Origin of the sequence: Bradyrhizobium sp. CCGUVB14, from assembly GCF_024199935.1 — a bacterium.
Lineage (GTDB): Bacteria > Pseudomonadota > Alphaproteobacteria > Rhizobiales > Xanthobacteraceae > Bradyrhizobium.
On record NZ_JANADS010000001.1, the window covers coordinates 498,936 to 518,625 of the forward strand.

Annotated in this window: 19 protein-coding genes; 13 read left to right on the top strand and 6 right to left on the bottom strand. The window is 64.7% G+C overall.

Features of this window, described 5'->3' with window-relative positions; translation table 11 throughout:
- Positions 1–126: 126 nt before the first annotated feature.
- Genes leuC through NLM32_RS02470 form a run of 6 tightly spaced genes read left to right on the top strand, consistent with a single transcriptional unit; the run spans position 127 to position 6,059 of the window.
- Positions 127–1,536: a 3-isopropylmalate dehydratase large subunit gene (gene leuC / locus NLM32_RS02445; RefSeq protein WP_375143515.1), complete on the top strand. Its 1,410-nt coding sequence runs from the start codon at positions 127–129 to the stop codon at positions 1,534–1,536.
- Complete coding sequence (gene leuD, locus NLM32_RS02450; protein ID WP_254127699.1) at positions 1,537–2,172, top strand: 3-isopropylmalate dehydratase small subunit; 636 nt, start codon at positions 1,537–1,539, stop codon at positions 2,170–2,172.
- Complete coding sequence (gene leuB / locus NLM32_RS02455; RefSeq protein WP_254127700.1) at positions 2,169–3,308, top strand: 3-isopropylmalate dehydrogenase; 1,140 nt, start codon at positions 2,169–2,171, stop codon at positions 3,306–3,308. Before leuD ends, leuB begins: the two co-directional genes overlap by 4 nt.
- Positions 3,308–4,357 (top strand): ABC transporter substrate-binding protein, encoded by a 1,050-nt coding sequence (locus NLM32_RS02460; protein WP_254127701.1) that lies wholly within the window; start codon positions 3,308–3,310, stop codon positions 4,355–4,357. The genes leuB and NLM32_RS02460 overlap by 1 nt, the downstream gene beginning before the upstream one ends.
- A gap of 11 nt (positions 4,358–4,368) precedes the next feature.
- Entirely contained in the window at positions 4,369–5,187 is an 819-nt protein-coding gene (locus NLM32_RS02465) for an ABC transporter ATP-binding protein (protein ID WP_254135188.1), read from the top strand.
- Positions 5,184–6,059 (top strand): ABC transporter permease, encoded by an 876-nt coding sequence (locus NLM32_RS02470; protein WP_254127702.1) that lies wholly within the window; start codon positions 5,184–5,186, stop codon positions 6,057–6,059. Before NLM32_RS02465 ends, NLM32_RS02470 begins: the two co-directional genes overlap by 4 nt.
- Positions 6,060–6,062: 3 nt before the next feature.
- Here NLM32_RS02470 and NLM32_RS02475 read toward each other — a convergent pair whose 3' ends face one another.
- A complete protein-coding gene (locus NLM32_RS02475) occupies positions 6,063–6,962 on the bottom strand; it encodes a LysR family transcriptional regulator (RefSeq protein ID WP_254127703.1) in 900 nt (299 codons plus the stop codon).
- Positions 6,963–7,074: 112 nt separating this feature from the next.
- Between NLM32_RS02475 and NLM32_RS02480 the strand changes: the two genes are divergently transcribed.
- From NLM32_RS02480 to NLM32_RS02500, 5 genes are all read left to right on the top strand, one after another.
- Positions 7,075–8,715 carry an FAD-dependent oxidoreductase gene (locus tag NLM32_RS02480; protein WP_254127704.1) on the top strand — a complete coding sequence of 547 codons (1,641 nt, stop codon included), beginning with the start codon at positions 7,075–7,077 and terminating at the stop codon, positions 8,713–8,715.
- 31 nt (positions 8,716–8,746) lie between these two features.
- Positions 8,747–9,727, top strand: a complete 981-nt coding sequence (locus NLM32_RS02485; RefSeq protein ID WP_254127705.1) for a tripartite tricarboxylate transporter substrate binding protein — start codon at positions 8,747–8,749, stop codon at positions 9,725–9,727.
- 159 nt (positions 9,728–9,886) lie between these two features.
- Positions 9,887–11,158, top strand: a complete 1,272-nt coding sequence (locus tag NLM32_RS02490; RefSeq protein ID WP_254127706.1) for a DUF2157 domain-containing protein — start codon at positions 9,887–9,889, stop codon at positions 11,156–11,158.
- The gene (locus NLM32_RS02495; RefSeq protein WP_254127707.1) at positions 11,155–11,748 is read left to right on the top strand and encodes a GDYXXLXY domain-containing protein; all 594 of its coding nucleotides are present in this window, start codon (positions 11,155–11,157) and stop codon (positions 11,746–11,748) included. The genes NLM32_RS02490 and NLM32_RS02495 overlap by 4 nt, the downstream gene beginning before the upstream one ends.
- A 424-nt stretch (positions 11,749–12,172) precedes the next feature.
- On the top strand, positions 12,173–12,481 hold the full coding sequence (locus NLM32_RS02500) for a hypothetical protein (protein ID WP_254127708.1): 309 nt from the start codon (positions 12,173–12,175) through the stop codon (positions 12,479–12,481).
- 18 nt (positions 12,482–12,499) lie between these two features.
- Here the strand turns inward: NLM32_RS02500 and NLM32_RS02505 are convergent, their stop codons facing one another.
- Positions 12,500–13,918: a PLP-dependent aminotransferase family protein gene (locus NLM32_RS02505; protein ID WP_254135189.1), complete on the bottom strand. Its 1,419-nt coding sequence runs from the start codon at positions 13,916–13,918 to the stop codon at positions 12,500–12,502.
- Between the two features lie 126 nt (positions 13,919–14,044).
- Here NLM32_RS02505 and NLM32_RS02510 point away from each other — a divergent pair, with 126 nt between their 5' ends.
- Positions 14,045–14,905 carry a DMT family transporter gene (locus NLM32_RS02510; RefSeq protein ID WP_254127709.1) on the top strand — a complete coding sequence of 287 codons (861 nt, stop codon included), beginning with the start codon at positions 14,045–14,047 and terminating at the stop codon, positions 14,903–14,905.
- 12 nt (positions 14,906–14,917) lie between these two features.
- Here NLM32_RS02510 and NLM32_RS02515 read toward each other — a convergent pair whose 3' ends face one another.
- From NLM32_RS02515 to NLM32_RS02525, 3 genes are all read right to left on the bottom strand, one after another.
- Positions 14,918–16,132 (bottom strand): EAL domain-containing protein, encoded by a 1,215-nt coding sequence (locus NLM32_RS02515; RefSeq protein WP_254127710.1) that lies wholly within the window; start codon positions 16,130–16,132, stop codon positions 14,918–14,920.
- Between the two features lie 282 nt (positions 16,133–16,414).
- A complete protein-coding gene (locus NLM32_RS02520; protein WP_254127711.1) occupies positions 16,415–16,840 on the bottom strand; it encodes a hypothetical protein in 426 nt (141 codons plus the stop codon).
- Between the two features lie 347 nt (positions 16,841–17,187).
- Entirely contained in the window at positions 17,188–18,351 is a 1,164-nt protein-coding gene (locus NLM32_RS02525) for a hypothetical protein (RefSeq protein ID WP_254127712.1), read from the bottom strand.
- A 340-nt stretch (positions 18,352–18,691) separates the two neighbouring features.
- Between NLM32_RS02525 and NLM32_RS02530 the strand changes: the two genes are divergently transcribed.
- Positions 18,692–19,312, top strand: coding sequence for a helix-turn-helix transcriptional regulator (locus NLM32_RS02530; protein ID WP_254127713.1), 621 nt, complete (start codon positions 18,692–18,694; stop codon positions 19,310–19,312).
- Positions 19,313–19,354: 42 nt separating this feature from the next.
- Here the strand turns inward: NLM32_RS02530 and NLM32_RS02535 are convergent, their stop codons facing one another.
- Entirely contained in the window at positions 19,355–19,603 is a 249-nt protein-coding gene (locus NLM32_RS02535; protein ID WP_200471243.1) for a hypothetical protein, read from the bottom strand.
- Positions 19,604–19,690: the final 87 nt, after the last annotated feature.

Genomic DNA, 19,690 nt, shown 5'->3' on the forward strand with positions numbered 1-19,690 from the left:
CTCCCTGCCCAACCGTCACTGCACATTTCTGCGACGGACTTCTATCCTGCTTCCCAACATCGCTGCCGGTCGGCATGATCGGCAACACAATACGGCACGTCAGAGGCCGAACAGGGAGGACGGATCGTGGACACGCGTGGTCGCACGCTGCTGGCCAAAATCTGGGACCAGCATGTCATCGCGCAGGTTAGCGATGACACCGATCTGCTTCATGTCGATCGCCATTTGCTGCACGACCTCGGCGGCTCCCGCGGCCTGATCGACCTCAAGAGCCGCAACATTCCGGTCCACAATCCCGAGCTGACCTTCGCGACGCCTGATCACGCGATTTCGACCGCGTCCGGGCGCGCCGGGACCATCAAGACCGGTTGGGATCTGCTGGCGGCGTTGCGGGCCGAGACATCGGCCAACAACATCCAGCTGTTCGACATCGACCAGCCCGGGCAGGGCATCGTCCATGTCATCGGTCCGGAGCTCGGTCTCAGCCTGCCCGGTTGCCTGATCGTCTGCGGCGACAGCCACACCTGCACCCATGGCGGGCTCGGCGCGCTCGCCTTCGGCATCGGCTCCAGCGAGCTCACGCATGTGCTGGCGACCCAGACCATCATCCAGCGGCGGCCCAAGACCATGCGAGTGACGTTCGACGGCAAACTGCCGTTCGGCGTGACGGCGAAGGATCTCATCCTCGCTCTGATCGGCCATGTCGGCGCCGCCGGCGGCACCGGTTACGCCGTCGAATATGCCGGCAGCGCCATCAGGGCCATGCCGATCGAAGGGCGGCTCACCATCTGCAACCTGTCGGTCGAGCTCGGCGCCAAGATGGGCTTGATCGCGCCGGATGAGACGACGTTCGACTACATCCGCGGCCGTCCTTATGCGCCGAAGGGCGAGATGTGGGAGCAGGCCGTCGCGACGTGGCGGACGCTGCGGAGCGACAGTGACGCCAGGTTCGATCGCGAGGTGTCGATCGATGTCGCCACGATCATCCCCCAGATCACCTGGGGCACCAGTCCGGAACATGTCCTCGGTGTCGATGGCCGCATTCCGGATCCCGCAGATATTGCCGATCCGGCGCGCCGCGGCGCGATCGAGATCGCGCTCGACTATATGGGCCTGAAGCCGGGCGCGCCGATTGCCGGCACGAAGGTGGATTGGGTCTTCATCGGCTCCTGCACCAACAGCCGCCTCAGCGATCTCAGAGCCGCGGCCGAGGTCGCGCGTGGCCGCAAGGTGGCGCCGGGCGTGCGGGCCTGGGTCGTGCCGGGTTCGGAGACCGTCAAGCGCGATGCGGTGGCTGAGGGGCTCGACAGGGTCTTCATCGAGGCAGGTTTCGAATGGCGCGAGCCCGGATGCTCGATGTGCCTCGCCGCCAACGGCGAGACCGTGCCGCCCGGCCAGCGCTCGGTGTCGACCTCGAACCGGAATTTCATCGGCCGGCAGGGGCCGCGTGCCCGCACCCATCTGGCGAGCCCGGCCATGGCCGTCGCGGCGGCGGTCTCCGGTGCCATCGCCGATGTCCGAACGATGGAGCGCTAGATGGCGCAGGCCTTCACCAAGCTGACCGCGATTGCTGCGCCGATCATGCGCACCAATGTCGACACCGATGTCATCATCAGCATCAACCGGATGATCGGAAACTCCGTCCGCGGCCATCTCGGCAAATGGGCGTTCGGATCGCTCCGCTATTTGCCGGATGGTTCGGACAATCCGGCGTTCATCCTAAATCGCGAGCCTTATCGCGCGGCGGAAATCCTGGTCACGGGTCCGAATTTCGGCTGCGGCTCGTCGCGGGAGGCGGCGGTGTGGGCGCTGCAGGAGATGGGCGTCCGCGCCATCATCGGATCCGGCTTCGGCGACATCTTCTTCGCCAACTGTTTCCAGAACGGCATCCTGCCGGTGGTGCTGGACAAGGCCGTCATCGATGGCCTCGCCGCCGAGATCGAAGCGAGCCAGGGCGCCGGGCGCCTCAGTGTCGATCTGCAGGAGCAGACGGTCACCTCGCCATCGGGCGTGCGCCACGTCTTCGAGATCGATCCGCGCCGGCGCGCAGGGCTGCTCGAAGGCCTGGATGAGATTTCGCTGACGTTGCGGCGCGACCCCGAGATCCGCGCCTTCCAGGCATCCGACCGCAATGCGCGGCCGTGGATTCATTTTTCAGGACAAACGGCATGAATACGCTCTCGAATACGATCAAGGTGGCTGTAGTCGGTGGTGAAGGCATCGGTCCGGAGGTGACCGACCAGTCCCATCGCATTCTCAAATGGTTTTCGGACCGCCGCGGTGCTCCGGTGGTCCTGCGCGAAGCGCAATATGGTCTCATCCCCTATCTCGCGACGGGCAAGGTGTTGCCCGATGACACCGTCGAGGCAATGGAGGAGGCCGATGCGATCCTCTGGGGCGCGACGGGTGGCCCGGAAACCACGGAAGTGCCTCCGGCGGCGCGCAAGGCGGGAAGCCTGCTGTCGTTGCGCAGCAAGTACGACCTCTATGCCAACCTGCGGCCCATCGTCGCCAATCCGGCGCTGGCGGACTCTGCGCCGCTCAAGGCCGCGGTGCTGAAGGACGTCGACTTCATCATCATCCGCGAGCTCACCAGCGGCATCTATTTCGGCGAGCCGCGCGGCATCGAAACGCTGCCCGACGGCCAGCGTCGTGGCTTCAACACCCAGCAATACACCACCAGCCAGATCCGCCGGGTGGCGCGCACCGCGTTCGAGCTGGCGCGGACGCGCAAGGGCCGGGTCTGCTCCGTCGACAAGGCCAATGTGCTGGAAACCAGTGTGCTGTGGCGCGAGGAAGTCATCGCGCTGCATCAGGCGGAATTCCCGGATGTGGAGCTGACGCATCTTTATGTCGACAACGCCGCCATGCAGATCGTTCGCGCGCCCTCGCAGTTCGACGTCATGGTGACCTGCAATATCTTCGGCGACATTCTCTCCGATTGCGCCGCGATGGCGTCCGGCTCGCTCGGCATGCTGCCGTCGGTCTCGCTCGGCCCGCCGGACCGGTTCGGCCGCCGCAAGGCGCTCTATGAACCGGTTCATGGCAGCGCGCCTGACATTGCGGGTAAGGGCATCGCCAATCCACTCGGTTCGATCCTCAGCGTCGCAATGATGTTGCGCATCACCCTCAATCGGCCCGATGATGCCACGCTGCTGGAGAAGGCCGTGGATACGGCGCTCGCAGGCGGCGCAAGAACAGCCGATATCGCCGAACCCGGCGCAAAAAGACTGTCGACCCAGGAGATGGGCGATGCGGTGCTGAACGCGCTCGACAAAGTCGCGGGCAAGGAGAGGGAGCACGCGTGATGAAGACCACGGTCACCAGACGGTCCGCGCTGACGATTGTCGCCGGAGCAGGCGCTTCCATCGCGGCGGGACGGGTGTGGGCGGATACCCCGTCCGGTCGGGCGATCTATCCGGTGGCCATACCGATCTATCAGTCTCAATTTGTCGCCGACCGGGCCGGGTTCTTCAAGGACGCCGGTCTCGACTGCAAGCTGATCCAGGGCGGCAGTGGCGTGAAGACGCGCGAGATCATCGCCTCGTCGCAAGGTGATATCGGCATCGGCGACATCACCCACCCGATGCAGCTCAGCAATCACGGTCGCAGTGCGCGCGTCCTGATGCCGGTCGATACGCGCAGCAACGCGGCGATCTTCATCATCCGCAAGGACCTGTTCGACCAGGGCATCACCACGCTGGATGCGCTGGTGAAGTGGAAAAGGCCTGACGGACGCAAGCCGATCGTCTCGGTGTCGTCGCTGGGCGGCACCAACCACGTCTGGGCCTCCTACTACATGGAAACCATGGGTCTGGACGACAAGGTGACCTGGATCGGCACCGGCAATGTCGACACCATGATGGGCACGCTGAAAACGAAACAGGTCGATGTTCTCATCAACTCGCCATCGATCCTGAAGGATTCGGTCGAGCAGGGCTGGGGCGCGCTGTTGTTCGATGGAACGGACGAGGCGGTCTGGGCCAAATATATCGGCGGCAAGGTCCCGGTGACGTCGCACTTCACGCTGCAGTCGACCATCGACAAGGACCCGCAGAAGATGCAGGCGTTCGTCACGGCGTTGTGGCGCGCCACCCAGTGGATCAAGGGGCATTCGCAGGAAGAGATCTATGATGCGATCGAGCCCTACGTCGGGAGTACGTCGCGCGAGGCGAATCTTCTCGACATCGGTGTCATGAAGAAGGTCACCGACTATGACTGCATCATCGATGCGGCGAGCTTTGCGCGCGGTGAGAAGGTCTGGTTCCGTGAAATGACCGGCATCAAGCCGCTCGCGATGGCCGACGTCGTCAACACCAGCTTCATCGAAGCGGCTCGCAAGGCCTATCCGGCTTGACCGTGCAGGCCATGCATGCGTCGGAGTTCGTTGCGTCGCCCGAGACGCAGCGCATCGACGTGCGCGGCCTGTGCAAGACCTTCCAGCTGGCGGGGACCGCCATCGAGGCAGTGCGCGACGTTTCCTTCAGTGTCCGGCGCGGCGAATTCGTCGCTCTTTTGGGACCATCCGGTTCGGGCAAGAGCACCGTCCTCAACATGATCGCGACGCTGCTCAAACCAACCAGCGGCGAGATCCTGATTGACGGAACGCCCGTCGTTCACGGGAAGGCGACGCCTGATGTCGGTTACGTTTTCCAGCGCGATACGATGTTTCCCTGGCGCACCGTCGCCGACAATATCGGTTATGGCCTCGAGCTGGCAGGCGTCCCGGCTGCTGAGCGGAAGGATCGGGTCAATGCCTGCCTGAATCAGGCCGGGCTCGAAGGCTTTGGTAATGCCTATCCTTCCGCCTTGTCGGGTGGCATGCGCCAGCGCGCGGCCTTGATGCGAACGCTGGTCGTCGAGCCGCAGGTTCTGCTGATGGACGAGCCGTTCGGGGCACTCGATACCCACACCAAGATTGATATGCACGATGTGCTGCTGCGCATCTGGGAACGCGAGCAGCAGACCGTGCTGTTCGTGACCCATGATCTCGGCGAGGCCCTGACGCTGGCGGATCGCATCATCCTGTTTTCTGCGCGGCCCGGCCGGATCAAGGAGAGTTTTGCGGTGGATTTTGCCCGCCCGCGTAACGCGGTGAAGATCCGGGAAACCCCGCGTTATGCCGAGCTGTTTCAGTTGATCTGGCACTCGCTTGGGGAAGAATTCATCAAGGGCCGCAAGCCATGAGACGCGCGCGTCATCCCGGCAGAACATTGGCATGGCAGGCGCTGATCTGCCTCGGCCTGCTGTCGATCTGGCAGTGGGGCTACGATCTGCACGGCCGTCTTCCTTGGCTGGTGCCGGATCTGCTCGATCCCTATTTCATATCCAAGCCATCGGACATCTTCGAGCACTTCCTGATCCTGAGCTGCCTCAAGTCGAAGCTCGGCGTGTTCAACGGCTGGTTCAATGGCGAATTCGGCCGCTGCATGGCGCGATCCGAAAACAATCTCTGGATCGCGACCGCCGTCACCCTGAAGAACACGTTTTTCGGTTTCGTCACCGGCGTCAGCAGCGGCTTTGCCGCCGGCCTCGTGCTCGGCCGTTCGGATCGGCTGAGCGCCATCTTCCAGCCGTTCATCACGGCGGTGAATTCGATTCCCCGCATCGCGCTGGCGCCGATCATCGTGCTGGCTTTCGGCATCGGCGATACCTCGAAGATCGTCACGTCGTGGATCGTGGTGGTGTTTCTCGTCTTCTTCAACACGTTCGAGGGTGCGCGCTCGATCGACGAGGGCTTTGTCAATGCTGCGCGGCTGCTCGGCGCCAGCGAGTGGCAGATCACCCGCACGGTGGTCATCCCCTCGACCATGGCCTGGGTCTTCGCCTCGCTGACGCCTGCGATTTCCTTCGCGCTGATCGGGGTGATCGTCGGCGAGTTCATCGGCGCGGAGCGGGGGATCGGGCGCCTGATCATCGAGTCCGAGGCGCGCGCGGAAGCCTCGGGAATGATGGTCGCCGTCATCGTTCTGATGCTGGTGGGCGTCGCGCTGTCCGCGTTGATCTGGCGATTGCAGGCCTATTTGCTGCGCTGGCAGCAGCACAATCTCGCGGAGTAGCGCTCACCCGGATCGCTGCGCCAACACCGTTCGTGCCGTCGCCACAAAGGCCTGCGCTGCCGGCGACAGCGATCGGCCCTGACGCTGAAGCAGCGACACCGGCCGCGTGATGGCCGGCCGCACCAGAGGCCTCGCGATCAGGGTCGGAAACTGATCGGCCGGCAGCACCGTGGCGGGAAGGATGGCAAGTCCCAGTCCCTGCGCCGTCATGGCGAGTGCGGTGTTGATGAGCGTCACTTCATGGGTGGGCGTGAGGCGCTTGCCCTGCGCGCTCAGCGCTTGATCGATCTGCATGCGGATGCGGGTCTCGCGCCGCATCGCGATCGTCGGCCATTCCGCCAGCTCGTCCCATGTCAGGGAGCGCCGCGCGGCGAAGTCCGCCGTGCGCCGGCCGATTGCGCTCAGGCGCCCGCGGGTCAGGGTCTCGATCGTCATCTCGGGGAATTCGCCCTCGACACTACCGATCGCGAATTCCGCGTCCGTCGACATCATGCGTGGCACGAGATCGTCGGCCGCCATGTCGCGCATGTCGATTTCGATGTCGGGATGAGCGGTGCGGAACGTTGCGAGCACCCGCGGCAGCAGCGACGATGCGGCGCCGGCCGAGGCCAGAAACGCGACGCGGCCGGCGCGCGCCTGGGCGAGATCGCGCATGCGGCGTGACAGGCCGAGCGCGTCGCCCAGCATCCGTTCGGCGGAATGATAGGCCTCGTCGGCCGCGGGCGTCGGCTGCACGGAGCGCGTCGAGCGGTCAAACAGCCTGACGCCGAGCTGGACCTCGAGCTGCTGGATCAGGAGGCTTGCGGCGGATTGCGTGATTCCGAGCTCGCGTGCCGCCCGCGTGATGCTGCGCGTGCGGTACACGCCGGTGAAAGCCCGCAGCTGCCGCAGAGTGACATTCATAGGTCAAGCTCATGAATTGATGAGTTCTTTCCGGCTTATCTTATAAGCTGGCCTGCAATAAAATGCATGCTGCGCCAGCGGCAAAGTCCGCGGCTCTGGGATGGAGACGAGCATGAGGACACAGGTCCTGATCGTGGGTGCCGGCCCGGTCGGATTGACCGCGGCCATGGATCTGGCCTCGCGCGGCATCGACGTCGTCGTCGCCGAGATCCGTCATGCCGGCGATCCGCCCAACGTCAAATGCAATCACGTCTCGGCGCGCTCGATGGAAGTGTTCCGAAGGCTCGGCGTGGCGGCAAAGCTGCGCGATGCAGGCCTGCCCGCGGACTTCCCGAATGATTGCTCCTACCGGACCACGGCGACCGGCATCGAGCTCTGCCGCATCGACATTCCGTCCCGCGCGCGCCGCTACAGCGCCACCGGCGGCCCCGACACCTGGTGGCCGACGCCGGAGCCGCCGCACCGGATCAATCAGGTCTATCTCGAGCCGATCCTGTTCGCGCACGCCGCCGCCCAGTCGCGCATCACCATTCTGGCGCGCACGGAAATCACCGAGATCGAGCAGGACGATGACCACGTGGTCGCGCATGGGCGCAATCTCGACAGCGGAGAGACGCTCCGAATCGAAGCCGGTTTTGTCATCGGGTGCGACGGCAGCCGCTCGCTGGTTCGCAAGTCGATCGGCGCGAGCCTGTCCGGAACGCCGGTGATCCAGCGTGTGCAATCGACCTTTATCGAAGCGCCGCAATTGAAGGCGTTGATGGGCGCGCACAAGCCGGCCTGGATGGTGCTGTCGCTCAACCCGCGGCGCTCGGGCACCACGGTGGCGATCGACGGCCACGACCGCTGGCTGATTCACAACCATCTCAAGCCCGACGAGCCCGAGTTCGATTCGGTCGATCGTGACTGGTCGATCCGGGCGATCCTCGGCGTTGACGAGCGTTTCGAGTACAAGATCCTGAGCAAGGAAGACTGGGTCGGGCGCCGCCTGGTGGCCGATCGCTTCCGCGACCGCAGGGTGTTCATCTGCGGCGACGCCGCGCATCTCTGGATGCCCTATGCCGGCTACGGCATGAATGCCGGCATCGCGGATGCCGTCGATCTCTGCTGGCAATTGGCCGCGCATCTGAGCGGCTGGGCGCAGGCCTCGATCCTCGATGCCTACGAGGCGGAACGTCAGCCCATCACCGACCAGGTGTCGCGCTTCGCGATGGACCACGCGATGAAGATGATGGCGCAACGCGGCGGCGTGTCCGCGGAGATCGAGGACGACACCCCGCGTGGCCACGCGGCACGCGCGGCGCTCGCGAGAGCCGCCTATGATCTCAACGTGCAGCAATATTGCTGCGCCGGATTGAATTTCGGCTATTACTACGACGCCTCGCCGATCATCGCCTATGACGGCGAGACGCCGCCTCCTTACGCGATGGGAAGCTTTACGCCCTCCACCGTGCCGGGCGCCCGCGCGCCGCACGTTTTCCTGCGCGACGGGCGATCGCTCTATGACGCCTTCGGCACCGGCTACAATCTGCTGCGGTTCGATCCGGCGATCGATGTGGCGCGTTTGCAGTCCGCCGCGGAAGCGTGGGGTGTTCCGCTCGCATTGATCGACGTCGCGCCGGACGAGGCCAACGGCGCCTATGCCGAGAAGCTCGTGCTGGTGCGGCCCGACCAGCACATCGCCTGGCGCGGGCAGGCAGCGCCGGAAGATCCACAAACCTTGCTGGCGCGTCTCACCGGCGCGGCGTCGTAAGCAACCCATAAAGAGTACCAGGGAGGAGAGCGTGTTCCACGTTGCAAGGCGCCGCATTCTGGCCGGGCTGTCGGCTGCGGTTCTCGCCGCGCTGCCGTTGCAGGCAGTCGACGCGGCCTATCCGGAGCAGTTGATCAAGATCATCGTGACCTTCCCGCCCGGCGGCAGCGCCGACACCGTCATCCGCGCGCTCGAGCCGCTCGTCACCGCCGAGCTCAAGCAGAGCCTGGTGATCGAGAACCGTGCGGGGGCAGGGGGCAATATCGGCATGGCGGCCGTCGCGCAGGCCAAGCCCGATGGCTACACGCTCGGCGTCGCGCCGGCGGGCGCGCTGACAGTGAACCCGCATCTCAATTCGTCGATGCCGTTCGATCCGAAGGATCTCGCGCCGATCACGCTGCTTGCGGAAATCCCCTTCGTGCTGGTCTCGTCGGCCGACATTCCCGCGCACAATGTTGCGGAGGCGATCGCGCTTGCCAAGGCGAAGCCTGGCGCGCTGTCGATCGGCCATGGCGGCAATTCGACGGCGATGCATTTGACGGCCGCGTTGTTCACGCAGAAGGCCGGGATCGAGATGGAGCTGGTCCCGTATCGGGGCACGGCACCGGCGGCGGTCGACGTTCTCGCGGGCCATGTGCCCTTCGCAGTGCTGGATATTCCCGCGTCGATGCAATTGATCCTCGACGGCAAGCTCAACGCGATCGGTGTGTCGTCGGCGCGTCGCGTTCCATCCCTGTCCGAGGTGCCGACGCTGGCCGAGAGCGGCATTGCGGGTTTCGAATCCGTCGGCTGGTTCGGGCTGGTCGCGCCCGCAGGCACGCCTCCCGACATTGTCGCCAGGCTGAACGCGGCTTTCGTGAAAGCCCTGAAGGACCCGTCGGTGGCTGAGAAGATCCGAACCCTCGGCGCAGAGCCTGCACCAACGTCTCCGGAAGAGTTCGGCCGCTTCATTCAGAGCGAGAGCACGAAATGGGGCAAGCTCATCAGCGAGGCCGGCATCAAGGCGAACTAGCCGCGGCGGACGTCACTCCGGCTTCTCCAGGTCTGCCCGGAGATTGGCAGCAGAATCCCGATATTGCGGATATGTACCGGAGCGGTGATAGGTTGAACCTGTCACCGGCGCGGTCCGACCAACATTCCGCGGCCGGCAGGGAGCCTGTGATCCACGACCATGTTCGACAAGACCTACCGGCAACGCCTAGAGGCTGATCTTGCGCAATGGGAAGCCGATGGCGTGATTGCGCCGGCGGCCGCCGCCTCCATTCGCAATGCGCTGCCGCCGCTTTCGCCGGGCATCAACATCGCGGTCGTCGTGGCCATCGTCGGCGGCCTGCTGATTGCAGCCGCATTCCTCGCCTTCGTCGCGGCGCACTGGACCGAGATCGCGCGGCTGTTGCGGTTCGCGATCCTGCTTGCCGGTATGGTCGTCGCCGGCGGCCTCGGGGCGTGGTTCGCCGCGACCGGGCGCATCGTTCTCGCCGACCTCTGCGCCAGCATCGGCGCGATCGTCTTCGGCGCCGGTATCGCGCTGGTCGGCCAGATGTATCATCTCGGCGACGATTTTGCCGGCGGCATGCTGTTGTGGTCGATCGGCGCATTTGCCGCGGCACTGCTGACCGGCTCGCGCGGCGCGCTTGCGGTCGGACTCGCGGCCGGCTGCATCTGGACCTGCATGCGCGTCTATGATGCGCCGGACGCCCTCCATCTTCAGTTTGTGGTGGTCTGGCTCATCGCCGCCGCCGTCGCGCTCGCGTGGAATTCGCGCGTGGCTGCCCATCTCGTCGCGATTGCGGTGCTTCCGTGGTGGGTCGCCACGTCGCTTCGCTTCGACTTCGACGGTGCCCAGCCGTCCTTCTTGCTGGCGAACGGCGCGGCCCTGCTGTTCGGCGCGGGGCTCGCGATCGCCGCGGCGCCGTCGCCGCGGGCGCGCCAGCTTGGATCTGTTCTGTCGATCTATGGCGCATTTTCGCTGGCTATCGTCGCCTTCCTGGAGGTGACGACGGTCGACGATCTCTTCCGCCTTCGGACGGCCACGATGGCGGCCCAGGCGCCGTGGGCGATTGTGTGCGGCGTCGCAGGTGTGATCCTTGCGCTCGCGTCCGCCGCGATCACGAAGCGCGTTGGCGAAGTCCTCGCAGCCTGTGCGATTGGCCTTGTGCTGGTCGCGGCCCCGATCTGGCCGGCATCCGCCGCCGGCGAGCCATGGTTCGCCTATGCCGCACTGCTCTGCGCTATGCTCTGTCTCGTCGTCTCCGGCGTGCTCGACGACGTGCGTCCGCGCATCGTCGCGGGTTGGCTCGGCATCGCCGGCGTCATCGCTGCGATCACCTGGGCGGTGAAGGGCTCGCTGCTGCGCCGCTCGGCCTTCCTGGCGGTGGCGGGAATCATCGCCGTCGTGTTCGCAACCGCGCTCAATCGCGCGCTGCCGAGGGCTGAACGATGATCAAGTTCGCCGCGCTGTGGCAACGTATCCCGAAGGCCGTGCTGTTCGGTGCCGCCATCCTGCTTCAATGCGCGCTGCTGGTTCTGATGGTTGTCGACCGCGTGCGGATCCTGCGCGAAGGCCGTGAGGTGACCTTGCAGACCCGGCCGGTCGATCCGCGCGATCTCCTGCGCGGCGACTATGTCGTGCTCGGCTACGATATCTCGCAACTGCCGGCGGGTGCGCTCGCCGGCCAGCCGACCGCCGAACGCAATCCCGTCGTGTTCGTCAAGCTCGCGCCTGATGCCAACGGCCTCTACCAGGCCGTTTCCGTGCATGCCGAGCCTGTGACGGTCGCGGCGCCCGAAGTGCTGATCCGGGGCCGCGTCAGCTATTCCTGCGGTTCGACCAGCCGCATCTTCTGCGACAAGCTCACGATCAGGTACGGCCTCGAAAGCTATTTCGTGCCGGAAGGCGAGGGCAGGAAGCTCGAGCAGGCCCGTAACCAGCAGAAGCTGCGTGTCGTCGCCGCCGTGCTGCCCTCGGGCCGCGCGGCCATCAAGCGGCTGCTGCTCGACGGCGAGCCGGTCTATGAGGAGCCGTGGTACTAGCTGCCGGCTATCTGGAGCCCGCCCTCAACGCCCGCCGCAGCACGTCCCACATCTGCGGATGGATGATCGAGCCACGTTGAATCCCCGAGTGCATTCTAGCTGCCCTCAGGCGAGCCAAGACTTCGCCTAAGAGGCGCGTGGGGTTGATTTTCAAGGGGGTACATCGTTAGATTGCAGAGAGCGATTGCAAAAATACAACTTTAAATATATGTTTGTAAGCGTTTTTGTTGGGGGATAATATGAATGCTGCCAAGTGGAACTTGGCCGCTGCTATCTTGGCGACCTTAGGTGCGGCGCTTTGCACTGCGGCGCTAGCACTTTCAGAGCCGACTTTCGTCAATATATTAGCGGCAGTAGGTACGGGTATCGGCGTTCTCGCGGGCGTCGCTTGGATCGTTTCTGCGGTGATCGGGATTATGCGGCCATGACTACCCACGACTATCTCGTGCTCGCGGTTGCGTCGTTTTGGATGATTACGAATATCGCCGGCGCGACCTTGACGATCGTAGGACTCCGCAACAGGCGGTCATCTCTTGGCGAGAGCGCTCAAGCTCCGTTCGTCGACACCCGGCTCTACTTTGCCAAGGCGTTTTCGTTTGGCCTCAATGATTGGCTGCAACGACAAAAGGCGCGACCGGCACAGTATCGCTACGTGACCTGGGCTGTCGAGGCCGGCGCCGTTGCCGCTGCATTTGGAGTCTTGTTTCAGCTAGTGAGGCTGCTGATCCGTTAGCTGGCTCTTTGCTTCTGTCTAAGTCGGATTATTTCGCGCGGCAGAGCCCGCTTTCAACGCCCGCCGCAGCACGTCCCACATCTGCGGATCGCTCATATGCGCCACGTTGAACCGCATGGACTTCGACGCTGATTGCGACACGCTGAACACGTTGCCGGGTGCGAGCACGACGTCTTCCTCGAGCGCGGCACGCGCAACGGCTGTGGCATCCTTTCCATCGGCGAGGCGGCACCACAGGAAGAAGCCGCCGCGCGGCATCAGCCAGGGCTCGATGCCCAGTGCCCCAAGCTTTCGCGCGACGTCACGACGCGTCCGCGTGAGCTTTTGCCTGAGCTCGTCCATGTGCTTGCGATAGCTGCCGCCGGCCAGCACTCTTGCGATGATGTCGGTCGCCACCGGGCTCGGGCCGCCAAAGCTGGTCGCAACCTGGAGGTCGACGAGATGCTCGATCCAGTCAGCCCGCGCGGCGATGTAGCCGCAGCGCACCGAGGCCGACAGCGTCTTGGAGAAGCTGCCGATCCGGATCACCCGGTTCAAGCCATCCAGCGCGGCAAGGCGCGGCGATCGCTCCGGCTCGAAGTCGCCAAAGATGTCGTCTTCGATAATGGTGAGGTCGTGCGCGGCCGCCGCGGTCAAAAGCCGATGTGCGGTCTGCAGCGAAAGTGTCGCGCCGGTCGGATTATGCAGCGCTGAATTGGTGATGTAGAGCCGTGGCCGTTCGCTGCCAAGGATCTGCTCGAAGCGCGCGACGTCGGGGCCCAATGGCGTGTAGGGCACGCTGACGATCTTCGCCTGATGCGCGCGCAGCAGCGCACGGAAATTGAAGTAGCAGGGATCGTCGACCAGCACGGTGTCGCCGGGGCGGAGCAGGAAGCGGCAGATCAGGTCGGTTGCCTGCGTGCCCGAGCCCGTGAGCATCAGCTGGCTGAGCGAGGCCTCGATCTCGTCTTCGGCGAGGCGGGCGAGCAGCAGCCGGCGCAGCGCAAGCAAGCCGGATGTCGAGCCGTAATTGGTCAGCACGCTCGCGTCGGTGCGGGCAATCGCGCGGGCGGCGCGCCGCAGTGCCGCTTCCGGCATCCACTCCGGCGGCAGCCAGCCGCAGCCGGGTTTTGGCACGGCGGCGTCGGTGTCGAGCGATTGCCGGGAGACCCAGAACGGATCGACCGCCCGATCGCGGCGCGGCTCGACCTCGGTCAATGCGAGTGGCGGCGTGACCGTCGGCGACACATAGAAGCCCGAGCCGCGGCGTGCGCGGATCAGGCTTTCGGCGGCGAGACGATCATAGGCTTCCACCACCGTGGACGGCGCGACACCCATCGTGGCGGCAAGGCTGCGGATCGACGGCAGCCGGTCGCCGGCGCTGAGTGCGCGTCCGGCGATCTTGGCGCGGATCGCGCTCATCACGTCGATGGTCCGCGTGCCGCCGCGACCCTTCATGCGGGCTTCGATGCTCAAGGTGTACTGCCTTCCACACCAATACAGTTTGACGAGATTGTACTGGATTGTGACTGGTCTCGCCACTGCCGAAGGCCGATGATGCCAACTCAAGACAGCGGGACGGACATGCAATCTGCGGGCAGCGGCTGGGGCAACGGACTTCTCGGCGTCATCATCTTCAGCGGCTCGCTGCCGGCGACGCGCGTCGCGGTCGGCGGCTTCTCGGCGCTGTTCCTGACGTCGGCGCGCGCGATCATCGCGGCGCTGATCGGTGCGGCCGTGCTCGGCCTGCTGCGCCAGACGTGGCCGGAGCGCAGGGATCTCGCCTCGCTCGTCATCGTCTCCATCGGCGTCGTGGTCGGCTTCCCCCTGCTGACGGCGCTGGCGCTGCAGCACATCACCTCGGCGCATTCGATCGTCTTCATCGGCTTGTTGCCGCTGTCGACCGCGATCTTCGCCGTGCTGCGCGGCGGCGAGCGGCCGCAGCCGCTGTTCTGGCTGTTCGCGATTCTCGGCAGCGCCACGGTGGCAGGCTTCGCCCTTTCGAATGGCGGCACCGCATCGGTCGCCGGCGATCTCCTGATGGTGGCCGCGATCGTGCTGTGCGGGCTCGGCTATGCCGAGGGTGCCGCGCTGTCGCGCCGGATCGGCGGCTGGCAGGTGATCTCCTGGGCATTGCTGCTGGCGCTACCGTTGATGCTGCCCGTCATGATCTGGACCTGGCCACAGGCATGGAGCGGCGTCAGCCTGCCTGCCTGGATCGGGCTCGCTTACGTCTCGATCTTCAGCATGTTCGTCGGCTTCATCTTCTGGTATCGCGGGCTCGCGATCGGCGGCATCGCGCGCATCGGCCAGTTGCAGCAGCTGCAGCCCTTCTTCGGTCTCGCGCTGGCCGGCTTCCTGCTGCACGAGCCGGTCGCATGGAGCATGATCGCCGCGACCGCGCTCGTGGTCGTCTGCGTGTTCTTCGCACGGCGATATGCGTGAGGCCTTCGCGCCTCACTCCTGTGCCATCACCGTTCGCGTCTGCGTGTTTCTGGCAAACTTCTTCAGCGGCATCGGCTTGCCAAACAGATAGCCCTGCACCATGTCGAAACCGAGCTCGTTGACCGCCATCAGGTCGCCGCGGCTCTCGACACCCTCGGCGACGGCGCGCGCGCCATAGCCCTGCGCGAGCTCGACGATGTGGCGGCACACCGTTCGCTTCAGGCGGTCGTTGCCGCAGCCGGTGACGAATTGCCGGTCGGCCTTCAGCTTGATGAAGGGGATCCTGTCCCGCCCCATCAGCGCCGGCCAGTTGGCGCCGAGATTGTCGATCGACAGACCGATATTGTGGAAGCGCATCTCGCGCGCGATCTCGGTGAGGAAGGCGAGATCGTCGAGCGCCTCCGCGCTGGCGATCTCGATCGTCAGCCCGCCGAAGGCCGGATGCGTCGGCACCCGGCGGCAGAGGTCGCGCACCGCCTGCGGCTCTTTCAGATAAGGCGCGGGCAGATTGATCGAGAGATCGACCGCGCTCTGCCGCTCCAGAAGATAATGCCAGTCCTGCAGCGCGCGCTCGATCACGAACTCCGACAGGTCGCGGAAATGCGGATCGTCCTCCTCCGGGATGAAATAGGCCGGCGGCACCACGCCCCAGGTCGGATGCCGCATCCGCACCAGCGCCTCGGCGCCGCAGCGGACCAGCGAGCGCGCGTCGATTTTCGACTGGTACCAGAGCTCGAGCCAGCCCGCATGCAGGGCCTCGCCGACATGCACGGCCGGGCTCGGCGCCGGCTCCTCCGGCAGCAGCATCGCGACGCGCTCGCGCAACGTCTCCGCGGCAAAGGGCGTGGTGAGCGGCGGCAGCATCGCAAGCCCGTATTCCTCGCCGACCTGCTGCACGGCCTTCACGATGATCGACTCGCGGGCGCCGACGGTCAGAACCTTGCCGTCGAAGGCCTCGCGCACCAGGGTCTCCAGGAATTGGCCGGGCTCGATGCCGTCGGCGGCGATGCCGAGCAGGATCAGGTCCGGCAGGTCGGTGGCGAGCATGGTCTGCAGCTCGCTTGCGCTGCTGCATTCGCTCGTGACGAAGCCGAGGTCCTCGAGCACTTCGCTCATGAAGGCGCGCAGATGGCGCTTGCTGTCGGCCACGCATGCGCGCGGCATCATTTTCCGCCGTCCGAAGGTCTTCAGCCTTCGTCCGGCGAGCTCACTGATCCTGTCGTCCATCTCAAACCACTCCCGTTCCGCGGCCGGTGTTAGCGACGGGAGCAGTTTCAAATAAGGAGGGCTTCAGCCGATTGTTGAATTATCTGGGTAACGTTAAAGCCCCCATCATTCCTAAAATTGTTCGGACCTCTTTCGGGAAGTGTTTACGTCTGTCCGTGCGTTGCGCTCGTGCGTGCGACAATCATGCAGGATTTTCCCGGTGCTCTGTTCGGTGGCGCGTGGGGCCGTGTCCTGTAATTGGACGAAGCTGCGCGTGCTTCGCCCAATTGAATAATGGACGCCTCAATTGGCTGCCGCTTTGTCGTGTTCGGCGATGCCGACCGCCTTGTAGTCATAGGTCGGATAGAACTCGGTGCGGTACGGACCCCACGCGGTGTCCTCGATGATGCGGTTGACCTCGCGCAGCCGCGAAGCCGGCAGCCGCAGCGTGATCACCTGGCCTACGCCCATCATCACGTACCAGCTCACGACCTCTACGCCCGCCGGTGGAAAGGCTTTGCGGAAGCCTTGCTTGTCGAGTTGCGCATTCAGCTCACTGAGCGGGCGCGACTGGTCGTGCTTGAAGAAGACGGTGAGCAGAACGGCATTGTCGGCCGTCGGCGCGGCGTTGCCCGGGGGCGGTGCCGTCTGCGCCATCGTCGTTGACGCGAGCGCGCATGCACCAGCCAGCCAGATCATGAGGGTCAACGTCAGTCGGATCGATCTCATCGCGAATGTCCTTCCATCGCAGCATGCGATGCGGCGCAGGATAGAAGCGATACACTCCGTCCACGAATTCATTTTCGCGCGATGCGCGCATCTTTGCCCGTCGCGCGTGACGGTTATGCGACAACTCGCGCAGGCGCCGAGCCGACAAGTGTGAAGCAGCTCACATGCGTATTGCGACAGCTGCGCTATTGGTTCCATCAGCCGGTGGTGGGCTGTCAAGGATTGCAGCTATGACGACGCGGCGGTTGATCTATTGGTGGTTCAGATTCGTGATGTCAGGGCGATTTCTCGATCGCTTCCTGTGCCTGCCGCACGCGCCCGAATAGCCTAGAGGGAATGCCGGGGAACTAGGTCGCCCCGATCAATTTGCGAAATGCCGCCGCGCCGTCCTGCATGGCGTCGCGGCCCTTCCAGGCCAGATAGCTCAGCTTGCCGCCCAGCGTATCCTGGCTGCGTAGCCGGCGCGATCCCAGGATGTGACCGACATTGGCGGGGAAGCGGCTGACCTCGGCCGACACCAGCGCCGCGATCGCGTCCATCAATTGCTGCAGCCGGACGCCCCATTCGCTCTGTTCGATGCCGTCGATGCGAAGCTTGAGCGAATGTTCGGCGTCGTAAATTTCGGTGAGCAGATCGCGTGCGACGAGGAAACGGTTGTGGCGGAGTGCGATCCGCAGGGCGAGGCGCTTGTCGTCGAGCCGGTCGAGCACCATGGGGACGACGCAAGCATAGGGCGCCGCGGCAACCTCGGCAGCGCTCTTGCTCGCGGCCGCCCTGGTCGCAAGGTATGTGAGCTGCCAGAATGTCTTCAGGCGCCTCGCCACCAGCGCCAGCGCAAAGGGCAGCGCATCGGGATTGGCCTTCTTGAACGCGTCGAGCTGCGCAGTGATCTGGGCGACCTGGCCGTCGTCGAATTTGGTGATGGTCTCGGGCAGCTTCTCGTTGAACTTCGCCAATGCGCCGCCGGCGCGCAGCACTTGCTGCATCTTCTTCACGTCGTCGAAGGCAGTGCGCGAAGCGGTGTATTGCGCGAGCTTGCCGCGCGCGAACTCGGTGCTCTCGGCTGAGGCGAGCGTGTTCTCGAGCACTTTGACGACCTTGCCCTGGAAGGTCGTCGCGATCTTCTGCACTTCCTTGGGATTGTTGGCGGTGACCTGGTCGTTGATCGCCTTGACGTAGTCGCGCGCCATGGTCGGCAGCAGGTCGCGGCAGATCCACTCCCAGATCGGCGTGAGCGTGTTGCGCGAGATCCGTCCCGCATTAGCGTGCTCGGGCGCACCGTCGATCAGCAACAGCTCGAGCGGCGCGAAGAAATAGCGCGAAGGATTGGTGGCGCGCGCCTGGGTCGATCCGTCCTTGCGGAATTCGGCGCGCAGCTTCGCCTGGATCTCGGTCGAGCCCGGCATGTCGATGCCGCACAGTTCGAGCCGTTCGAGTTCGCTCAGCAGACAGCTGCGCGACAACGGCGTCAGCTTCTGCAGGAACTCCGAAAGCTGGTCGATCTCGTCCATGGCACGCAATCTCTCGCAACGATTCCAGCAGGCCGACCGGCCCAATGCATGGAGGCATTTGCGCGCTCTCAATTGTGACAAAGAGAAGCAGGCCGCCGTTAATTTATCCGTAAAATCCGGGGGCGCCGCGGGCGCGCCGGGTCACGATCGTTAAGACGGCTTCAGGCGGTATGCCTATGTTTTAGGCAGATTTATCAACCCTGACATAGTCAACGATGCGCCAATGCAAGCATAAATTGTGCCTGCGTCGTCATTTCAGCACAGAACTGACATATTCACCGTAGTCTTACGGAGCAGAAAGTTAACCACAGATCGCCCCGGGTTCCGCTAAACGGGTCACATGGGGTCACAGAACGATACGGTTGCTGATTCGCGACCGTCGGAATGGTTCGAAAGCAGCACTGCTCCGGCCGAAGAGGCTGATTTCGTTCGCCTGAACGCTGCCCGTGCCAAGGCGGCCGACGAGATGGCCGCGGCCATCGCCCGCGAGCTCAACGGCCCCCTGACTGCACTCCTGCTCTACATGGGCGAGATCAAGCACCACAGCGACCAGCTCGCGCCGGTCTCGGCAGATCGCGCCTATTTGCAGCAGGTGGTGGAGAATGCATTGGCGCAGACGGAGCGCGTCTGCGGCGTGGTCAAGCAGCTCGCCGGCCCCCACAAGGGCGCGTTGCCCGCGCCGTCCACGACCGAAGATGCCGAGTTGAAGGCCGGCCGCGTGCTGCCGGCGCCGCGCGAGACCGGCTCCGAACTGTCGAGCCTGTCGGGCAAGCGGCTGACCAAGCGTGAGCGCGAAGTGCTGCGGCTGATCAGCGAGGGTTTTTCGAACAAGCAGGGGGCGCTGCGCATGCAGATCAGCCCGCGCACCTTCGAGAGCCATCGGGCCGAGGCGATGCGCAAGCTCGGCGCGCGCAACACCGCGGACCTCGTCCGCGCCGCGCTGCTGCATTCGATCGATTGAAGCCGTGATCTTGCGCCGCCGTGGCGGCAGCGCGGTCCGTGCCTAGAAGTAATCTTCGGCGAAGGGGCGCACGCGCGAATTGGGCCGCAGCGCCTTCGGCTCTTCCTTCGGCGCATTCGGGATGATGGTGATGGTCCAGCGCGGCGGGATCGTCGAATCCTGCTCCAGCACCGAGCGGACAAAACCCGTCACCGTGGACTCGCCCGCCTTCACCGTAGCCATCCGGCCGTTGAACTGTGCGATGCGGAAGCGACGGACCTCTTTCTGGTCCGCAGTCTCATAGGTGAACATGGAAACCCTCCTGGTTTCCGGCGACTATCGCCACCTATGATTAGTCATCTGTGAAAATTGCAAACCGTATAAGTACGGCGGGGTGCA